At 61.9% G+C, this 17,365-nt stretch carries 18 protein-coding genes; 13 read left to right on the forward strand and 5 right to left on the reverse strand.

Annotated elements, in window-relative coordinates:
• Positions 1-47 precede the first annotated feature (47 nt).
• From trpB to M0D68_RS05095, 9 genes are all read left to right on the forward strand, one after another.
• Positions 48-1,241 carry a tryptophan synthase subunit beta gene (gene trpB / locus M0D68_RS05055; RefSeq protein WP_054034924.1) on the forward strand — a complete coding sequence of 398 codons (1,194 nt, stop codon included), beginning with the start codon at positions 48-50 and terminating at the stop codon, positions 1,239-1,241.
• 11 nt (positions 1,242-1,252) lie between these two features.
• Positions 1,253-2,170 carry a site-specific DNA-methyltransferase gene (locus M0D68_RS05060; RefSeq protein WP_200617432.1) on the forward strand — a complete coding sequence of 306 codons (918 nt, stop codon included), beginning with the start codon at positions 1,253-1,255 and terminating at the stop codon, positions 2,168-2,170.
• 33 nt (positions 2,171-2,203) lie between these two features.
• Complete coding sequence (gene trpA / locus M0D68_RS05065) at positions 2,204-3,016, forward strand: tryptophan synthase subunit alpha (RefSeq protein ID WP_093634943.1); 813 nt, start codon at positions 2,204-2,206, stop codon at positions 3,014-3,016.
• Positions 3,017-3,097: 81 nt separating this feature from the next.
• Positions 3,098-3,970 carry an acetyl-CoA carboxylase, carboxyltransferase subunit beta gene (accD, locus tag M0D68_RS05070; protein ID WP_266223910.1) on the forward strand — a complete coding sequence of 291 codons (873 nt, stop codon included), beginning with the start codon at positions 3,098-3,100 and terminating at the stop codon, positions 3,968-3,970.
• Positions 3,971-4,118: 148 nt separating this feature from the next.
• Complete coding sequence (folC, locus tag M0D68_RS05075) at positions 4,119-5,429, forward strand: bifunctional tetrahydrofolate synthase/dihydrofolate synthase (protein WP_093634945.1); 1,311 nt, start codon at positions 4,119-4,121, stop codon at positions 5,427-5,429.
• A 29-nt stretch (positions 5,430-5,458) separates the two neighbouring features.
• On the forward strand, positions 5,459-6,382 hold the full coding sequence (locus M0D68_RS05080; RefSeq protein ID WP_200650921.1) for an SPOR domain-containing protein: 924 nt from the start codon (positions 5,459-5,461) through the stop codon (positions 6,380-6,382).
• A gap of 7 nt (positions 6,383-6,389) precedes the next feature.
• A complete protein-coding gene (locus M0D68_RS05085) occupies positions 6,390-6,884 on the forward strand; it encodes a CvpA family protein (RefSeq protein WP_093634947.1) in 495 nt (164 codons plus the stop codon).
• A gap of 134 nt (positions 6,885-7,018) precedes the next feature.
• Complete coding sequence (purF, locus tag M0D68_RS05090) at positions 7,019-8,566, forward strand: amidophosphoribosyltransferase (protein ID WP_093634948.1); 1,548 nt, start codon at positions 7,019-7,021, stop codon at positions 8,564-8,566.
• Between the two features lie 307 nt (positions 8,567-8,873).
• Entirely contained in the window at positions 8,874-10,064 is a 1,191-nt protein-coding gene (locus M0D68_RS05095; protein WP_097394830.1) for an O-succinylhomoserine sulfhydrylase, read from the forward strand.
• A gap of 66 nt (positions 10,065-10,130) precedes the next feature.
• On the opposite strand, the gene M0D68_RS05100 is transcribed toward M0D68_RS05095, so the two are convergent.
• Complete coding sequence (locus M0D68_RS05100) at positions 10,131-10,910, reverse strand: AraC family transcriptional regulator (RefSeq protein ID WP_266223911.1); 780 nt, start codon at positions 10,908-10,910, stop codon at positions 10,131-10,133.
• A gap of 44 nt (positions 10,911-10,954) precedes the next feature.
• Positions 10,955-11,296 carry an FKBP-type peptidyl-prolyl cis-trans isomerase gene (locus M0D68_RS05105; RefSeq protein ID WP_027803023.1) on the reverse strand — a complete coding sequence of 114 codons (342 nt, stop codon included), beginning with the start codon at positions 11,294-11,296 and terminating at the stop codon, positions 10,955-10,957.
• Positions 11,297-11,485: 189 nt separating this feature from the next.
• Between M0D68_RS05105 and M0D68_RS05110 the strand changes: the two genes are divergently transcribed.
• Positions 11,486-12,292 (forward strand): sensor histidine kinase KdpD, encoded by an 807-nt coding sequence (locus M0D68_RS05110; RefSeq protein ID WP_256457314.1) that lies wholly within the window; start codon positions 11,486-11,488, stop codon positions 12,290-12,292.
• A gap of 94 nt (positions 12,293-12,386) precedes the next feature.
• Positions 12,387-13,730 (forward strand): hemolysin family protein, encoded by a 1,344-nt coding sequence (locus tag M0D68_RS05115; protein WP_054034925.1) that lies wholly within the window; start codon positions 12,387-12,389, stop codon positions 13,728-13,730.
• 32 nt (positions 13,731-13,762) lie between these two features.
• Here M0D68_RS05115 and M0D68_RS05120 read toward each other — a convergent pair whose 3' ends face one another.
• On the reverse strand, positions 13,763-13,963 hold the full coding sequence (locus M0D68_RS05120) for a hypothetical protein (protein WP_234486488.1): 201 nt from the start codon (positions 13,961-13,963) through the stop codon (positions 13,763-13,765).
• Between M0D68_RS05120 and M0D68_RS05125 the strand changes: the two genes are divergently transcribed.
• On the forward strand, positions 13,887-14,534 hold the full coding sequence (locus tag M0D68_RS05125) for a sulfite exporter TauE/SafE family protein (protein WP_266223981.1): 648 nt from the start codon (positions 13,887-13,889) through the stop codon (positions 14,532-14,534). The genes M0D68_RS05120 and M0D68_RS05125 overlap by 77 nt on opposite strands.
• 27 nt (positions 14,535-14,561) lie before the next feature.
• Here the strand turns inward: M0D68_RS05125 and M0D68_RS05130 are convergent, their stop codons facing one another.
• The gene (locus tag M0D68_RS05130) at positions 14,562-16,040 is read right to left on the reverse strand and encodes a dipeptidase (protein ID WP_266223912.1); all 1,479 of its coding nucleotides are present in this window, start codon (positions 16,038-16,040) and stop codon (positions 14,562-14,564) included.
• 21 nt (positions 16,041-16,061) lie between these two features.
• On the reverse strand, positions 16,062-16,835 hold the full coding sequence (locus M0D68_RS05135) for a TetR/AcrR family transcriptional regulator (RefSeq protein WP_093634954.1): 774 nt from the start codon (positions 16,833-16,835) through the stop codon (positions 16,062-16,064).
• Between the two features lie 16 nt (positions 16,836-16,851).
• Here M0D68_RS05135 and M0D68_RS05140 point away from each other — a divergent pair, with 16 nt between their 5' ends.
• Positions 16,852-17,301 (forward strand): nuclear transport factor 2 family protein, encoded by a 450-nt coding sequence (locus M0D68_RS05140; RefSeq protein WP_093634955.1) that lies wholly within the window; start codon positions 16,852-16,854, stop codon positions 17,299-17,301.
• Positions 17,302-17,365 lie beyond the last annotated feature (64 nt).

The following is a 17,365-nucleotide window of genomic DNA, read 5'->3' on the forward strand; positions in this document are numbered from 1 at the left end:
GTTTTCTCATATGAAAGCCGTGCGCCACACTGAGAAGAGTGATCACCATGTATAACTTGCCTGACGAAAGAGGCCATTTCGGCCAGTATGGCGGCGTGTTCGTCGCTGAAACGCTGGTTCACGCACTCGACGAACTGCGTGCCGCGTATGAGAAATTTCAAAAAGACCCGGAATTCGTCGCCGAATACGAGCGCGAACTGAAGCATTTCGTGGGTCGTCCGTCCCCCATTTATCACGCACAACGCTGGAGCGAAATGCTCGGCGGCGCCCAGGTTTTCCTCAAACGTGAAGACCTGAATCACACCGGTGCTCACAAGATCAATAACGTGATTGGCCAGGCGCTGCTCGCAAAGCGCATGGGCAAGCCGCGCGTGATCGCGGAAACCGGCGCGGGTCAGCACGGCGTGGCGGCCGCGACCATCGCGGCGCGCTTCGGCATGGAATGCGTGGTCTACATGGGCGAAGAAGACGTGCGCCGCCAGGCGGCCAACGTCTACCGGATGAAGCTGCTCGGCGCGACCGTCGTGCCCGTGACGTCCGGCTCGCGCACGTTGAAAGACGCGCTCAACGAAGCGATGCGCGACTGGGTGACTAACGTCGAAAACACGTTCTACATTATCGGCACGGTGGCGGGACCGCATCCGTATCCGATGATGGTGCGCGACTTCCAGCGCGTGATCGGCGACGAGTGCAAGGTGCAGATGCCCGAACTGGTCGGCCGCCAGCCGGACGCCGTGATTGCGTGCGTTGGCGGCGGTTCGAATGCAATGGGTATCTTTTACCCATACATTGAAGACACTTCGGTGCAACTGATCGGCGTCGAGCCGGCGGGTGACGGGATCGAAACCGGCCGGCACGCAGCCTCGCTGATCGCCGGCACGCCGGGCGTGCTGCACGGCAACCGCACGTATCTCCTGCAAGACGAGAACGGTCAGATCATCGAGACCCATTCGATCTCGGCCGGTCTGGACTATCCGGGTGTCGGCCCCGAGCATGCATGGCTAAAAGACAGCAATCGCGCGCAATATGTCAGCATCACCGACGAAGAAGCGCTCAAGGCGTTCCACGATTGCTGTCGCATCGAAGGCATTATTCCGGCACTCGAGTCCAGCCATGCGCTGGCCTACGCCGCGAAGCTCGCGCCGACGCTGCCGAAGGACAAGGTCCTTCTGGTCAATCTGTCGGGCCGCGGCGACAAGGACATGCATACGGTCGCTGAGCGATCGGGCATTCAGTTCTGAGCGCCGCGACGATGCGCGACGAGTTCGACGAGCCGCAACCGGCGCTTGAAACCAGCCCGGCCGCCGAGGTAGTGGCGGCCGAGGCGCCTGCACCCTTGTTAGCGCAGGTGCCTGCCGGCATCCGGCTGTTGAACCGCGATTTTCTGACCGATGTAGCGAACATCCCCGACGGATCGATCGACCTGATCCTGTGCGATCCGCCTTATGGGCTCGGCAAGGATTATGGCAACGACTCCGACATGCGCTCAGGCGAGGATTTCCTCGCCTGGACGCGTGGCTGGCTCGAACTGGCTATTCCGAAGCTCAAGCCGTCGGGTTCGCTGTATATCTTCTGCACCTGGCAGTACGCGCCGGAAATCTTCAGCTTCCTGAAGACAAAACTCACGATGATCAACGAAATCATCTGGGACCGGCGTGTACCGAGCATGGGTGGAACGGTTCGCCGGTTCACCTCGGTGCACGACAACATCGGCTTTTTCGCGGTGTCGAAAGATTATTTTTTCGATCTCGATCCCGTCCGCATCCCGTACGATGCCGTCACGAAGAAGGCGCGTTCGCGTAAATTGTTCGAAGGCAGTAAGTGGCTGGAGCTTGGCTATAATCCGAAGGATGTCTGGTCGGTATCGCGGCTGCATCGGCAACACGCCGAGCGCGTCGATCACCCGACCCAGAAGCCTCTGGAAATTGTCGAGCGGATGGTGCTGGCAAGTTGTCCGAAGGGCGGGCGCGTGCTCGACCCGTTCATGGGCAGCGGCACCACCGCAGTCGCTTGCGCTCGGCAGCAGCGCGAATTCGTCGGCTATGAGATCAATGAAAGTTACTGCGCGATAGCGCGCGAACGCGTTAGCGCGGCCGCGTCGGCGCCCACTGCCGCTCGCAAAACCCGCAAGAATGCGGCCAAAGTCGAGCAGCAAACCGAGACGCAATGAGCGCGCAGTAGCTTAAAAATTCGAGAATATTCCATGTCCCGTATCAAGAACACGTTTGCCGCGTTGTCCGCCCAGGGTAAGAAAGGCCTGATTCCGTTCATGACGGCCGGTGACCCGGATCCGGCGCGCACGGTCGAATTCATGCACGCGCTCGCCGCCGGCGGCGCCGATGTGATCGAACTCGGCGTACCGTTTTCCGACCCGATGGCCGACGGCCCGGTGATCCAGCAATCGTCCGAACGCGCGCTGGCGCATGGCGTGTCGCTGCGCCACGTGCTGGCCGACGTGAAGCGCTTCCGCGAAACCGACGACAAGACGCCGGTGGTGCTGATGGGCTACGCCAATCCGATCGAACGCATGGGCACCGAAGCGTTCGCCAAAGCGGCGAAAGAAGCCGGTGTGGACGGCGTGCTGGTTGTCGACTACCCGCCGGAAGAGTGCGTTAATTTCGCCGAACAGATGCGATCTGCCGGCATCGATCCGATCTTTTTGCTTGCGCCCACCTCCACGGATGAGCGCATCGCGGAAGTCGGCAAAATCGCCAGTGGTTACGTTTATTATGTGTCGCTGAAAGGTGTGACCGGCGCGGCAAATCTGGACGTTTCCAGCATCGCGAGTAAAATCCCGGCCATCAAGTCGCGCGTACCCCTGCCGGTGGGCGTCGGTTTTGGCATCCGTGACGCGCAAACGGCGCGTTCGGTGGCCGAAGTGTCCGATGCCGTCGTGATCGGCAGCCGTATCGTGCAATTGCTCGAACAAGCGGCGCCCGAAGCCGCCGCCGAGACGCTTACGCGCTTCATTGCCGAAGTGCGCGAGGCGCTCGATAGCGTCGCGACTGCCCGATAACAGTTATTTTTTGTCTCCTGTAGTGTGAGCGGCGGGTTCGTCCCGCCGTTTGCGCAACCGGTTGACCCAGAGGGATTCAATATGAGCTGGCTCGATAAACTGCTGCCGCCGAAAATCAAACAAACCGACCCGAAGAACCGCAAGGGGATTCCGGAAGGCCTGTGGATCAAGTGCCCGTCGTGCGAAGCCGTGCTGTACCGCAATGACGTCGAGGCCAATCTGCACGTTTGCCCGAAGTGCGACCATCACATGCGCATCGGCGCGCGTGAGCGGCTCGACGGCCTGCTCGATCCGGAAGGTCGCTACGAAATCGGCCAGGAAATCGTCCCGGTCGACGCGCTCAAGTTCAAAGACAGCCGCAAGTACCCGGATCGCCTGAAAGAGGCGATGGACGACACCGACGAAACCGACGCGATGGTCGTGATGGGTGGCGCCATCCACACGCTGCCGGTGGTGGTCGCGTGCTTCGAGTTCTCGTTCATGGGCGGCTCGATGGGTTCGGTGGTCGGTGAGCGTTTTGTGCGCGGTGCGCAGAACGCGCTCGAACAGAAGGTGCCGTTTATCTGCTTCACCGCCTCGGGCGGCGCGCGGATGCAGGAAAGCCTGCTTTCGCTGATGCAAATGGCGAAAACCACGGCCATGCTGACCAAGCTCGCCGAAGCCAAGCTGCCGTTCATTTCCGTGCTGACCGATCCGACCATGGGCGGCGTGTCGGCAAGTTTCGCGTTCCTGGGCGATGTGGTGATCGCCGAGCCGAAGGCGCTGATCGGCTTTGCCGGCCCGCGCGTGATCGAACAAACCGTGCGCGAAAAGCTACCGGAAGGCTTCCAACGCGCCGAGTTCCTGCTGACGAAAGGCGCGGTCGACATGATCGTCGACCGTCGCAAGCTGCGTGAAGAAATCGCGCAATTGATGGCGCTCTTGACCCATCAGCCAGCTGACGCAGTCGCGTAAGCCTACGCATCAATACGGGGCCGTGCCTGAAAGGGCGCCGCGCCCACAAGAAAAGCAGTAAAAAAATAGCGCGCCGCGAGAGTCATCAAGCGGCGCGCTGTCATTTCCGGGATAATCACGATCTCGCAACGCAGCAAAGATTCGCTCGATGACCACATTCCCCACCCTCGACGCGTGGCTCACGCACCTTGAATCCGCGCATCCTGTCGGCATCGACATGGGATTGGGACGCATCTCGCAGGTACGTGACGCGATGCAGTTGTCGTTTGAGTGCCCGATCATCACGGTCGGGGGCACGAACGGCAAGGGTTCGACCTGCGCGATCCTCGAATCGATTTTGCTGCGCGCGGGCTTCACGGTTGGCTGCCACACGTCGCCGCATCTGCTGACCTTCAACGAGCGGGCGCGCGTGAACGGCGAAGTGGCGAGCGACGCAGACCTGCTGCCGCATTTCGAAGCCGTCGAAGCCGCGCGCCTGAGCCTTGTCGAACCGATCACACTGACCTACTTCGAATTCACGACGCTCGCGATCATGAGCCTGTTCGCCTCGCGCGGATTGGACGCGGTGATCTTCGAAGTCGGCCTGGGCGGCCGCCTCGACGCGGTCAACATCCTCGACGCGGACTGCGCGATCATCACCAGCATCGATATCGATCACACCGAGTATCTCGGCGACACGCGCGAGAAAATCGCCTTCGAAAAAGCCGGCATTTTCCGCCCTGGTAAGCCGGCGATCTGCGCCGATCCGGTGCCGCCGCAATCCCTGATCGATCACGCCGAAAAGATCGGCGCCGAACTGTGGCTATTCGGCCGCGATTTCCGCTACGAAGGGCAGGCCGGTAGCGAGCGCCAGCAATGGAGCTACGTGGGCCCGACCATGCGCCGTTCCGCGCTCGCCTATCCGGCATTGCGCGGCGCGAATCAGCTGATCAACACGTCGGCGGCGCTGGCCGGTCTTGAAGCGCTGCGCGACCGGTTGCCGGTCTCGGCGCAGGACATTAGGCTCGGCCTCGCTAACGTCGAATTGCCGGGGCGCTTCCAGGTGCTGCCCGGCAAGCCCGCCATCGTGCTCGACGTCGGCCATAACCCGCACGCCGCCGCAGTGCTGTCGCAAAACCTCGGCAATATGGGCTTTTTCCCGTACACGTATGCGGTATTCGGCGCGATGCGCGACAAGGATATTGCTGGTGTACTGACGCACCTGAAGGGCGAAATCGACCACTGGTGCGTGACCGATCTGCCGACCCCGCGTGCGGCTTCGGCGGAAGAACTCGAAGCGGCTTTGCGCGAGCAGGGCGTGAGCGACGGCAATGACAGCAGCGTGACGCGCTACGCAACACCAGCAGAGGCTTTCCAAGACGCGCTAAAACGAGCGTCAGAGAATGATAGAATCGTGGTTTTCGGCAGTTTCTATACGGTAGCAGGCGTAATGGCCTACCGTAAATCGCAGCAACACTGAACGGGCGCCAGGCTCGAACCAAGCGATTCATGGGAATTTTCTCGTTCGGCAAGAAAGACGACGCGCCCAGCCGGCGCGGCGCAAACACCAGTTCCACCCGGGCCGCCCGTGGCGAGCGCGTGGAGCGGCGAACCCGCCGCACGGAGCGCACCGTGGATGCCGATGCGATGCTGCTCGACCCTACGTTGCCTGAAAAGCAGCGTGCGCGGCGCAGACTCGTCGGCGCGGTCGCGTTGGTCGTCGCAGCGGTGGTGATCCTGCCCATGGTGTTGGATTCGCATCCAAAGCCTGTCACGGACGATATCTCAATCGACATTCCAAGCCGCCCTGCGCCGAAGGTTGCTACCAAGACCGACGAAGACACGCAGGCTGGCGTAGCACCGGATAACCCAGCGCCTGACGCGGCACTCGCCGCTTCCGGCCTTGCGCCGACAACGGCAGCCACGCAAGGCCAGTCCGGCGCCGCGAAACAGCAAAGCGCTGCAACGAGCGCAGCGCCCGCCGCCGCCAAACCGGCTGCGAAGCCGCAAGCGCCCGCCGCCGTTGCCGCCAATACGGCACCTGCAGCGCCTGTCGCGCAAACGCCTGCCAAACCGGCCAAAGCACCCGCCACGCAAAGCGCGGCGAAAACGCCGGCCCCGAGCGAAGACAGCGCGAACACGGCCGCCGCCAGCGCGGACGCCAATTCCGGTACGCCGGCATCGCCGCCTGGCAGCCGTTTCGCCGTCCAGCTGGGTGCATTTGCGAACGACGCCAATGCCCGTACCTGGGCCACCAAGTTGAAAGCGGCCGGTGTGCCCGCATATACCGAACATCGGAAGCAGGCCGACGGCTCCACGCTCACGCTATTGCGCGCTGGTCCGTTTGCCGACCGTGCAGCGGCGAGCGCCGCGATTGCGAAGGTTCGTGAGGCCGGCTTGACGTCGGGCGCGAACAGCGGCGCTGCACAGTAAGCGAGCGATGTTCACTGCCTTCGACTACGCTGTAATGGCGGTGATCGGTTTGTCGGCCTTGCGCGGCACATGGCGCGGCTTTTTGTCCGAGATATTCGGGCTGATCGGCTGGATCGCGGCGTTTTTCATTGCTTGCCGTTTTGTCGGTTATGTCGTGCCGTTTATCCCTGCCACGTGGCCGGGCGGCGCGCTGACCCAGTGGCTTCTGGCGTTCGCGCTGGTGGCGATCGGCGTGGTGCTGGTCGCAAGCGTGCTGAACGCGCTGCTGAGCCGCATCGTGCAGGCAAGCGGTTTGAGCGGCGTGGATCGCTCGCTCGGTTTGATGTTCGGCCTCGTGCGCGGGGTCGTTCTGGTGCTGATTCTGGTCGCCCTTGCAGGCTTGACCGAACTGCCCCAACAGGAATTCTGGCGCAACGCCTTGCTTCGGCCCTATGCGGTCGAGGGCGTGCACGTAATGAAACCGCTGCTTCCCGAGACGCTCGCTGCCTACGTCCGCGTGTGACGATCAGGTGAACGGTTAGAGGAACGCAGCAGGACTCCGGCGCAATCCGGTTGCCTCTACGTAGTCGCGTACCCTCGCGCAGCATCGCAGGCACCGGCCGCCGTTACGAATTTCGTACCTTTGAAGGACATGCCATGTGCGGCATCGTAGGCGTAGTTTCCCATTCTCCGGTCAATCAGCTGATCTATGACAGCCTGCTGCTTCTGCAGCACCGCGGTCAGGACGCCGCCGGCATCGCGACAGCGAACGGCAGCAATTTCCACATGCACAAGGCTAACGGCATGGTGCGCGACGTGTTCCGCACGCGCAACATGCGCAGCCTGCCCGGCACCACCGGTATCGGCCAGGTCCGTTACCCGACCGCCGGTTCTGCATCGAGCGAAGAAGAAGCCCAGCCGTTCTACGTGAACGCGCCGTTCGGCATTATCCTCGCGCACAACGGCAATCTGACGAATTGGCAGCAACTGAAAGATGAGATGTTCCGCATCGATCGCCGCCATATCAATACCAACTCCGACACTGAAGTGATGCTCAACGTGCTCGCGCACGAATTGCAGCTCTCCAGTTCGAGCCTGCAACTCGATCCGGCGGCGCTGTTCAAGGCGGTGTCGGGCGTGCATCGCCGGGTGCGGGGTTCGTACGCGATCGTGTCGCTGATTGCCGGCTACGGCTTGCTCGGCTTCCGCGACCCGTTCGGCATTCGCCCGCTGTGTCTCGGCAAGCAGGAAACGCCGGAAGGCGTCGAGTGGATCCTGGCGTCGGAGTCGGTCGCGATCGAAGGTATCGGTTTCGAATTTGTGCGCGATATCGCACCGGGTGAGGCAATTTTCATCGACCTCGAAGGCAATTTGCACTCGCAGCAATGCGCAACGAATCCGAGCCTGAACCCGTGTATTTTCGAACTCGTGTACCTCGCGCGTCCGGACTCGGTGCTCGACGGCGTGCCGGTCTACAACGTGCGTCTGCGCATGGGCGATTACCTCGCCGAGAAGATCAAGCGTGAATTGCCCGACGTCGAGATCGACGTCGTGATGCCGATTCCCGATTCGTCCCGTCCGGCCGCGATGCAGGTCGCGAAGAAGCTGGGTGTGGAGTATCGCGAAGGCTTCTTCAAGAACCGTTATGTGGGCCGCACCTTTATCATGCCGGGCCAGGCGATGCGCAAGAAGTCGGTGCGTCAGAAGCTGAACGCCATGGGCATCGAGTTCAAGGGCAAGAACGTGCTGATCGTCGACGACTCGATCGTGCGCGGCACGACCTCGCACGAAATCGTGCAGATGGCGCGCGACGCCGGCGCGAACAAGGTGATCTTCGCTTCGGCGGCGCCGCCGGTGAAGTACCCGAACGTCTACGGTATCGACATGCCTACGCGCGGCGAACTCGTCGCGCATGGCCGCACGGACGATGAAGTCGCCCGCATGATCGGCGCGGACTATCTCGTTTATCAGGACGTCGACGCCCTGAAGCAGGCAGTGCGCGATATCAACCCGGCGCTGAAGGAATTCGAAGCCTCGTGCTTCGACGGCAACTACGTCACGGGCGATGTGACCACCGAGTACCTCGACCGCATCGAAACCGCACGCCTCGCACCGTCCTCGCAATCGGATCGCGACGCCGCGAGCGAAGCGGCCGAGGGCGGCCCGTCGCGTTCGCAACTGCATCTGCAGTTGTCGGTTGGTTGAGTGCGGTTGAGTGATGGCGCTCGCGTCGTGGCCCGCTGCACGCCACGCCGCGAGCGTGTTAGCATGACGGCTTGCGTCGATTTGATCTCAGCTTGCGGACGCGGGGCAACCCAAAACAGCTAAAGCGAATGGTGGAAAAGCCGCAGTCATCCGCCTCCGCTCCAGCTTTCCCCCGCACATGAAGCCCGCTTATGCCGACGCAAAAGCGGGCTTTTTTGTTGCTGCCGTTTGGCGTTGTTGGGCTCGTCGTTTAACGTGAGCCGTAGACGCCGAACCCAGCCATGGAACATTGGAAACCAGAACCAACATGGACGACTCCCTGAACTTCGACACGCTGGCAGTCCGCTCGGGCACAGTGCGCAGCGACTTCAACGAACATTCGGAAGCGATTTTCCTGACCTCGAGCTTCGTCTTCGCGAGTGCCGCGGACGCCGCCGAAAAATTCAAGAATTCCGAAGACAACTACACCTACTCGCGCTTCACGAATCCGACCGTCTCGATGTTCCAGGACCGTCTGGCCGCGCTTGAAGGCGGCGAAGCGTGCATGGCCACGGCTTCGGGGATGGCCGCGATCATGTCGGTGGTGATGTCGACCTTGCAGGCCGGCGACCATCTGGTGAGCTCGCAAGCGCTGTTCGGTTCGACGCTCGGCATGTTCTCGCAGATCTTCAGCAAGTTCGGCATCACGACGACGTTCGTTGATCCGACCGATCTGGACGCATGGAAAAACGCCGTGCGCCCGGAAACGAAGATGTTCTTCCTCGAAACGCCGTCGAACCCGCTGACCGAAGTCGCCGATATCGAAGCGATCAGCAAGATTGCGAAGGCGGCCAATGCGATCTTCGTGGTCGACAACTGCTTCTGTAGCCCGGCTTTGCAACAGCCGTTGAAGCTCGGCGCTGATGTCGTGATGCATTCGGCCACCAAGTTCCTCGACGGCCAAGGGCGTGTGCTCGGCGGCGCACTGGTCGGCTCGAAGCAGTTCATCATGGAAAAGGTGTTCCCGTTCGTGCGCAGTGCCGGGCCGACCTTGTCCGCGTTCAATGCATGGGTGCTGCTCAAGGGCATGGAAACGCTGTCGCTGCGCGTCGAAAAGCAGTCGGCGAACGCCCTCGAAATCGCGCGCTGGCTGGAAACGCATCCGGCCGTGAACCGCGTGTTTTACCCGGGGCTCGAATCGCATCCGCAGCACGCGCTGGCCATGCGTCAGCAGAAGGCGGGCGGTGCGATCCTGTCGTTCGAACTGAAGGGCGATACGCCTGAGCAGATGCGCGCGAATGCCTGGCGCGTGATCGACAGCACGAAGATCTGTTCGATCACCGGCAATCTCGGCGATACGCGCACCACCATCACGCATCCGGCTACGACCACGCACGGTCGCGTGACGCCGGAGGCGCGCGCGGCGGCGGGGATCAGCGAAGGCTTGATCCGTCTCGCAGTGGGTCTGGAAAACGCCGGCGATATTCGCGGCGATCTGGAGCGTGGTCTGGCGGGCTGATAACGTTAAGCGAGCTCAGCAGGGAACGCGGGCCGCCTTTTCAGGCGGCTCGCGCATTGCACAAACTCAATGGCGCAGCGCGCGCCATTGACCGGGCGCCAGCCCGAAACGCCGCGTGAATGCGTGCGTGTAAGCGCTCTGATCGCCGAAGCCGATTTCCAGCGCGATATCGCTGAGTGACAGGCGTGGGTCGGACAGCAAGCCAAGAGAGGTATCGAGCCGCAGGCGCTGCAAATAGCGATGCGGCGTTTCGCCGAAGGCGTCGATAAAAAGCTGATGAAAGCGCCGCATGCCGAAGCCGCAGTGGGAGGCCAGGTCGGCGATACGCAGCGGTTCCGACAGATGAGCGCGCAGCCAGCGGTCGATGCGAGCGAAGTCGAGGCCGGCGCCAGGTGCCTGCGCCCCGGCCGCCGTGCCGGTATCGGCCACCAACGCAGCGCCCAGTCGCGCGGCTGCGTCCCAATGGAAACGCCGGGTATCCAGATCGTCGCCTTGCGCACCGCCTGTGGCGTGCGCGGCAATCCGATGCACGAGCTGCGTGAGCGAGGCATCCACCGTCACGGCCCGCGCGCGGTCGAACAGACGCTCTGGCACAGCCAGCGACGTGGCCGGCAGATCCAGCACCAACTGCCGGTTCTCGCCGACGCCCGCATAGTCGTGCCGTGCACCCGCCGGGATGAGCCAGGCGGAGCCGGCGTCGATCTGATGCGCGACGCCGTCTACCGCCATCACCATCGCGCCGTCGAGCCCGAGCACGACCTGATGAAAGTCGTGCACGTCCGACGCTTCGATCGCGCCGTACCGGCGCAACGAAACGCTTGGAGCGGTGACGGCGGCGTGACTCATTGGTGAAGCCCAATTACAAAATACAAAACAGCGCAGCGAAAAACTTAGACGCCGAGCAGTTCGACTTCGAACACGAGCGTTGCATTCGGCGGAATCACGCCGCCTGCGCCACGCACGCCATAGCCGAGTTGCGGCGGAATCGTCAGCTTGCGCGTCCCGCCGACCTTCATGCCTTGCACGCCTTCGTCCCAGCCCTTGATGACCATGCCGCCGCCCAGCACGAACGCGAACGGGTCGTTGCGGTCCTTGCTCGAGTCGAACTTCTGGCCGTCGGTCAGCCAGCCCGTGTAGTGCACGCTGACGGTCTTGCCGGCCACCGCTTCGGCGCCAGTGCCTTCAACGATGTCTTCGTATTTCAGGCCGGATTCGGTAGTCACAGTCGACATGTGTCGCTCCTTAGATCAAAAACGTAAAAACCGACATTGTAGGCGTGTTGGGCTCGCATCGCCGAGGATTGCCGTGTGGCATGTGGTTTGCGTTCAGGTTAGCCATCCGGCCAGGCTGGTTACGCTGGACGGCATGCCTATAATGGGGTTTCTTTTGAAATTTGATGCACCGCCTGAGAGGGTTCGATCGTGACAACGCCTTCCACCGGGACCGCCGGCGCAACGCCGGTTCCTTCCGGCTTCGCCGTATCCGAACGCACCGCACGCCTGCGCGCGGAGACCGCGCTGTTTATGCGCGATCACGTGCTGTCGCTGGTGTCGCATGACCTCCGTGGTCCGCTGAACGCCATCCATAGCTGGGCGTACGTGCTCGAACGCAAGCTCGATGCCAACGACCCCAATTCGCAACGCGCCGTCACCGGCATCCGTAACGGCGTAGAACAGCAGGTGAAGCTGCTGGAGACGATTGTCGACGCCACGCGCGCGGAGACCAAATCGCTGGAACTGGCATTTGCGCCGTTTTCGCTGCATCCGTTACTCGATGAAACCGTTGACGAAGTCCGTTCCGGGCTGGCGCGCGCACGCGGTGTCGAGGTTACGGTCGAATCGCACCTCGCTACCGAGCAGCTCAACGGCGATCGTGAGCGCCTGGCCGCCACGTTGTGGCTGATGCTCACATTCGCCGTCGAGGCGAGCACGAAGGGCGCGGCGGTCACGCTTGCCGCACGCGCGGACGCCAGCAGGTGGTACGCCACGGTCACCTTCAATCAAAGCGCCGCTGCATTGAACGATCCGGCGGCGCCGCATTTGCTGGAAGCCTTTGCCCGCAAACAGGCGTGCGAACCGCGCGAAGCCAAAAGGATCGCGTGGGTGTTCGCGTTGTGCAAGCGCGTTGCGGAAGCGCACGGCGGCAGTTTCGAGCAAAGCGATGCATCCGAGAGCGAAGCGGTGACGCTCGCGCTGCACGTGCCGCTGAGTGCAACGACAGCAACGTGAACGGCGGCTGCCGGCGCGCATTCCTGCACGCGATTAACTTTCAGTTTGCTTGCGCCATCTATACTGACAACTTTTGTTGCCGGAGCCCTTCGCTTTGATCCAGGTTGTCGCCCTTATCGGTGCATTGTTTCTCGTTGCCCTCAACGGTTTTTTCGTCGCCGCCGAATTCGGTCTGGTGAAGCTGCGGCAAACGCGTGTGCAAAGCCTCGCGGCCAAACATGGCATGCGTGGGCGTTTGCTGGCGAAGGTGCACGGGCGGCTCGACGCGTATCTGTCCGCCTGTCAGCTGGGCATTACGCTGGCGTCGCTTGGGCTCGGTTGGATCGGTGAGCCGGCGTTCGCCGAACTGCTCACGCCGGTCTTCAGTCTGCTCGGCGTCGAGTCGGAGAAGCTGATTCACGGCATCTCGCTGTTCTTCGCGTTCTCGTGTATTTCGTTCCTGCACATCGTAGTGGGCGAACTGGCGCCGAAGTCGCTGGCGATTCGCGAGGCGGAAAAGGTTTCGCTGTGGGCCGCTACGCCGCTGTACGGTTTCTACTGGGCGATGTATCCGGCAATCTGGGTGCTCAATACGAGCGCAAACGCGGTGTTGAAACTCGCGGGCCTCGACGCGGACCATGGCCACGATTCGCATTACTCGACTGACGAACTCAAGCTGATCTTGCGTGGCCGCCGCGCCAACGTTGCGACTGAACTCGGTGCGCCGGATGGCGCATACAGCCAGGACGAATGGAACACGATTGCGCATTCGCTGGATTTTTCGCGCATGACCGTCTCGGATCTGATGCGCCCATCGTATGAAATGGTCGGCCTGCGGCGCGATCTGCCGTTGCGCGAAAACATGCAGGTCGTGGCGCGGCACCGCTTTAGCCGCTATCCGTTGTTCGAAGACGCGTCCGGCGAGCGCGTGGCCGGCATGATCCATTTGAAGGATTTGCTACTGGCGCGGCACGCGGGCAGCACACTCGACGACCTCTCCAAATATGCGCGACCCGTGCAGTACGTGAAGCCGGACATGCCGGCGCTCGAACTATTTCGCCGCTTCCGCAAGGGCGCGCCGCACTTCGCACTGGTTGGTCACAAGAACTCGAAGCCGATCGGCTTTCTGACGCTGGACAATCTGCTCGGCGCGCTGGTTGGGCAGATCCACGACGAATTCCGCCAGGGCGACGCCGACTGGACGCGCATGGACGACGGCACGCTGATGGGCAAAGGTAGCTTGCCGGTGGTGTCGTTGGAACGCGCGCTCGGGATCGACATCGACGAAGGCAAGGCCGAATCGGTCGGCGGCCTCGTGATTCAGGCGCTCAACGATCTGCCTACCGAAGGGCAGCGCGTCGAGTTCGATCGCTTCGATGTGGTGGTCAAGAAGATGAAGGGGCCGCGCATCGTGCTCGTGCGCGTTTATCCGAAGACCTACGACGACGAAGGCGGTTGAGCGGCGTCTGCGCTGAATCCGCTCCAGGTCCGTTAAAGCATCGTTCGAGTAAAATCGTCGCCCATACCACCCGGGGGCGACATGGGATATTTGCTGGTGCTGTGCGTCGGTTTGCTTGCGGGCACGTTGAGCGGCGTGATCGGCACGGGCTCGTCGATGATGCTGATGCCCGTTCTCGTGATGCTGTTCGGTCCGCAGCAGGCGGTGCCGATCATGGCGATCGCCGCGATCATGGGCAACTTCGGCAAGATCCTGGCGTGGTGGCGCGAGATCGACTGGCGGGCTTGCGGCGCTTATTGCGCGACTGCGGTTCCTGGAGCGGCGCTGGGTGTGCGGACACTTCTTGCGTTGCCGCCACATGCGGTCGAACTTGCGCTGGGCTTGTTCTTTATCGCGATGGTGCCGACGCGGCGCTGGCTTGCGCGACGCGCTATCAAATTCAATCTGTGGCAGCTTTCGCTGATCGGCGGCGTGGTGGGTTTTCTCACCGGCATCGTCGTTTCCACCGGGCCGATTACGGTGCCCGTGTTTATGTCGTATGGCCTGGTTAAAGGCGCCTTTCTCGCAACCGAAGCCGCTGGATCACTGGCTGTCTACGGCACCAAAGTCGCGGTGTTCAATCATTTCGGCGCATTGCCATTGCATGTGGTGATCGACGGCTTGATTACCGGCTCGGCACTTATGATCGGGTCCTTTTCCGCGCGGCTGATCGTGGTTCGGATGAGCCCTGCGGTTTTCAAACTTGTCGTTGACGGATTGATGTTGTCTTCAGGGGTTTCGTTGCTGTGGGCGGCAGGGCGATAGGGCCTTTCTGCGAAAACGTACGGGACATCATCCCACCGACGCCTGAAACACCCTCAGGTAATTCCCCCCAAGAACTGCCCCGACTTCCTGTTGTGAGAATCCGGCCTGCAACAGCGCACTGGCCAGATCGGGCAACTGCTCGTAGCTCCTGAATACCGGGGGCGAAATGAACCCGAGCATATCCGTCCCCAAGCCTACATGTTCCACTCCCACGACATCCGCCATGCGTTTGACGCCGTTAGCCATCGCGTGCAAATCGTGAAACGTTCCTGAGCTCGGCCACACGCCAATCACGCCACCCGTGCCGGCGATCACCCGCGCATGGTCCGGCGTGATGAGCCGGCTTCGCGCGCTCGGATGGGTGGCCAATGCCGAATGCGAGAGCACCAGCGGTTTAGTCGACGTATCTGCCGCGCGCTTCACAAGATCGTAGGTGCCGTGCGCCACATCCACGACGATTCCCAACGCGTTACAGCGCTGTATTACCTGCGCGCCGATGTCCGTGAGGCCGCCATGCACCGGCGGTTCGGTCTGGATATCGCCGAGCTCATTCACGCGATAGTGCGTCAGTTGCAGATGTCGCAATTGATGCTTCGTGTACGCCTCATCGACACGATCTACCTGGCCTTCGAGAAAATCCGCGCCTTCGGCGGAGATGATCGCGCACGGACCCTGCGGACCCAATGCCGTCAGCGAAACAGTGTTCGTCACCACCCGAATCTGCTCGCGTTCGATCAACTGATGGGCGCGCAGGAATTCGGTCTGGCCGAGCGCATACAGTTCGCCTGGCTGTGGCTCGCGCCATGCCTCGAAACGCTTGCGGTTGTCCGCCACGCGCGTGACCGTCGTGTCCGTGACGATCGCAAGGCAGATGACGTTCATGCCGCCAGCGCGCATTGGCGCGGCCAGTGGGATAAACGGACGATGCGCACCGATCGCCGGATCGCGCGACACGATCACGCGGCCGCCGTGACTGTGCATGTCGACGGTGAACGTGCCGGCGGGCGCTTGCCATCTCGGCGCGGTTTCGGATTGCGTGGATGACACGGATGGCGCAGATGCCGTTGTTTGCGCCGTTTCGTCATGCGCCTCGGTATAGCCGGCAAAGTGCCCGGGCGCACAAGCCGTCAAGCCCAGCGCCGCGCCTGAGGCGAGAAACGCACGCCGGCTAAATCGCCGCTGTGAAGCCCGTGGACGCCCCAGCGGCACTGCATCGATTAACCGATACCGCCAGCCCGCGGGATCGTCGAGAAGACAAACCAGCCGGCCGCGCAAAGCCAGTGCCTCCACCTGTGGCGCGAGCGGCGCGGCCATTTGCACCTCGATCGACGTCAACGGATTGCGCGGCACGCAGCCCCCACAACACGGCTCGTCGGCGCTCAGCAGGAAGTAGTCGACCGTGTCGGCTTGCGGGTCCAGCGGAATCATCCAGCCCGATATGTCGATGGTCGCGCCGTGCAGCCTGTCGGCATCCCCGGTTCTGATAATCGACCAGTCGATCTGCATCGGTGCTCCTCCCGGGTGCGTTTATTTGCGCGTAGATGTTACCCGGCTTTTATCTGGCGTTAGCGTTCCGGCCATGCTTTCAACGAGCTTCAACGCCTCCGCTTTCAGGGCGACGGGATCGTCTGCGCCATCGAGCAATTGTGCCGCTTCGCACACCATGCTGCCGATCATGCGCGCGGCGAGGTAGGCCTTGGTTTTTTCCTTGCCGGTGGTCTGGTTCGTCAGCGCATCAATGAGCAGACCGTAGACGTGCACTTCTTCGATCTCGCGGCAGCGTGCCTGACCGAGCACGGCCGGCGCAGTTTCAATGACGAGTTGCCGGTAGGCAGGTTCGGTGCAGACCTCCAGAAATTCGCGAATGCCCGCGCTCATCCGTTTGGCTGGCGGCGCGGATGCGGCAGCGGATCTGACTTTGGAGGCAGCGTCCGCCTGGAGAGACTCGACCAGAGCGTCGAACAGTTCGGCCTTGTCAGCAAAGTGATGATAGAAAGCGCCGCGGGTCACGCGCGCACTGCGTGAGATGGCCTCTATCCCGACTTGCTGGTAGCCCTCCGAGGTGAACAACTCGCCGGCAGCAGCGATGAGCGCCTGACGGGTCGCGTCCGCATATTCCTCGCGACGGGATTTGGGGGTTGGACCTGCGGTCGGCATAGGCAGCGTTTTTATCCCTTGATTTTTCACATTCGAATTGTAGTATACATACACGGTGTATGTGAAAATCTCGTTGTATGTTAAATCGGACTTCGGCTGCGGCCTGAATACACGGGCAAACAACACCGTCGGTAAGCAACCCATTCAGGAGCAAACCCACATGACGTCAGCAGAAAAATACCTTCCCCCGACTGCGGAGCAGTTAGCCAATGCCCGGATAGCAGTGCAACGCTTCGCCTCGGAGTGGCAACACCCCGTCGCCGATAACCTGGAAGCGCTCATGCACGAGGACACACGAAACCTGATCCCACCCATGACCGAACCGGCCGACAGGAAAGGCGTCATCGAACATTTCCGGCAGGTCCTTACCCAACTGCCGGATCTGAAAGTCGACGTCCTTCAATGGGCACCTACGGGCGACGCCGTCATGATCGAATGGCAAGCATCGGCCACCGTAGCAGGGCAGCCGTTGAAGTGGTTGGGTGTCGACCGCTTCAACCTGCGCGGTGACCGGATGTACAAAGGGCAGGTGTATTGGGACACGCGGCGAGTGGCGGAACAGGTGGCCGAGGCGGTCAAACGCGCGCAGCAAGGCGGCTCAGCGGGATGATGGACCACCTTGAATGAGTCGATAAAAAAGGCGGCTAAAGCATGTGCGCTCTAGCCGCCTTCAA

The organism is Paraburkholderia sp. SEWSISQ10-3 4, assembly GCF_030464785.1.
GTDB lineage: Bacteria > Pseudomonadota > Gammaproteobacteria > Burkholderiales > Burkholderiaceae > Paraburkholderia > Paraburkholderia aspalathi.

Excerpts from the sequence above, each read along its gene's own strand:
- trpB (WP_054034924.1), top strand. The coding sequence starts at position 48 with ATGTATAACTTGCCTGACGAAAGAGGCCATTTCGGCCAGTATGGCGGC.
- M0D68_RS05060 (WP_200617432.1), top strand. The coding sequence starts at position 1,253 with ATGCGCGACGAGTTCGACGAGCCGCAACCGGCGCTTGAAACCAGCCCG.
- trpA (WP_093634943.1), top strand. The coding sequence starts at position 2,204 with ATGTCCCGTATCAAGAACACGTTTGCCGCGTTGTCCGCCCAGGGTAAG.
- accD (WP_266223910.1), top strand. The coding sequence starts at position 3,098 with ATGAGCTGGCTCGATAAACTGCTGCCGCCGAAAATCAAACAAACCGAC.
- folC (WP_093634945.1), top strand. The coding sequence starts at position 4,119 with ATGACCACATTCCCCACCCTCGACGCGTGGCTCACGCACCTTGAATCC.
- M0D68_RS05080 (WP_200650921.1), top strand. The coding sequence starts at position 5,459 with ATGGGAATTTTCTCGTTCGGCAAGAAAGACGACGCGCCCAGCCGGCGC.
- M0D68_RS05085 (WP_093634947.1), top strand. The coding sequence starts at position 6,390 with ATGTTCACTGCCTTCGACTACGCTGTAATGGCGGTGATCGGTTTGTCG.
- purF (WP_093634948.1), top strand. The coding sequence starts at position 7,019 with ATGTGCGGCATCGTAGGCGTAGTTTCCCATTCTCCGGTCAATCAGCTG.
- M0D68_RS05095 (WP_097394830.1), top strand. The coding sequence starts at position 8,874 with ATGGACGACTCCCTGAACTTCGACACGCTGGCAGTCCGCTCGGGCACA.
- M0D68_RS05100 (WP_266223911.1), bottom strand. The coding sequence starts at position 10,910 with ATGAGTCACGCCGCCGTCACCGCTCCAAGCGTTTCGTTGCGCCGGTAC.
- M0D68_RS05105 (WP_027803023.1), bottom strand. The coding sequence starts at position 11,296 with ATGTCGACTGTGACTACCGAATCCGGCCTGAAATACGAAGACATCGTT.
- M0D68_RS05125 (WP_266223981.1), top strand. The coding sequence starts at position 13,887 with ATGATGCTGATGCCCGTTCTCGTGATGCTGTTCGGTCCGCAGCAGGCG.
- M0D68_RS05120 (WP_234486488.1), bottom strand. The coding sequence starts at position 13,963 with ATGATCGCGGCGATCGCCATGATCGGCACCGCCTGCTGCGGACCGAAC.
- M0D68_RS05130 (WP_266223912.1), bottom strand. The coding sequence starts at position 16,040 with ATGCAGATCGACTGGTCGATTATCAGAACCGGGGATGCCGACAGGCTG.
- M0D68_RS05135 (WP_093634954.1), bottom strand. The coding sequence starts at position 16,835 with ATGGGTTGCTTACCGACGGTGTTGTTTGCCCGTGTATTCAGGCCGCAG.
- M0D68_RS05140 (WP_093634955.1), top strand. The coding sequence starts at position 16,852 with ATGACGTCAGCAGAAAAATACCTTCCCCCGACTGCGGAGCAGTTAGCC.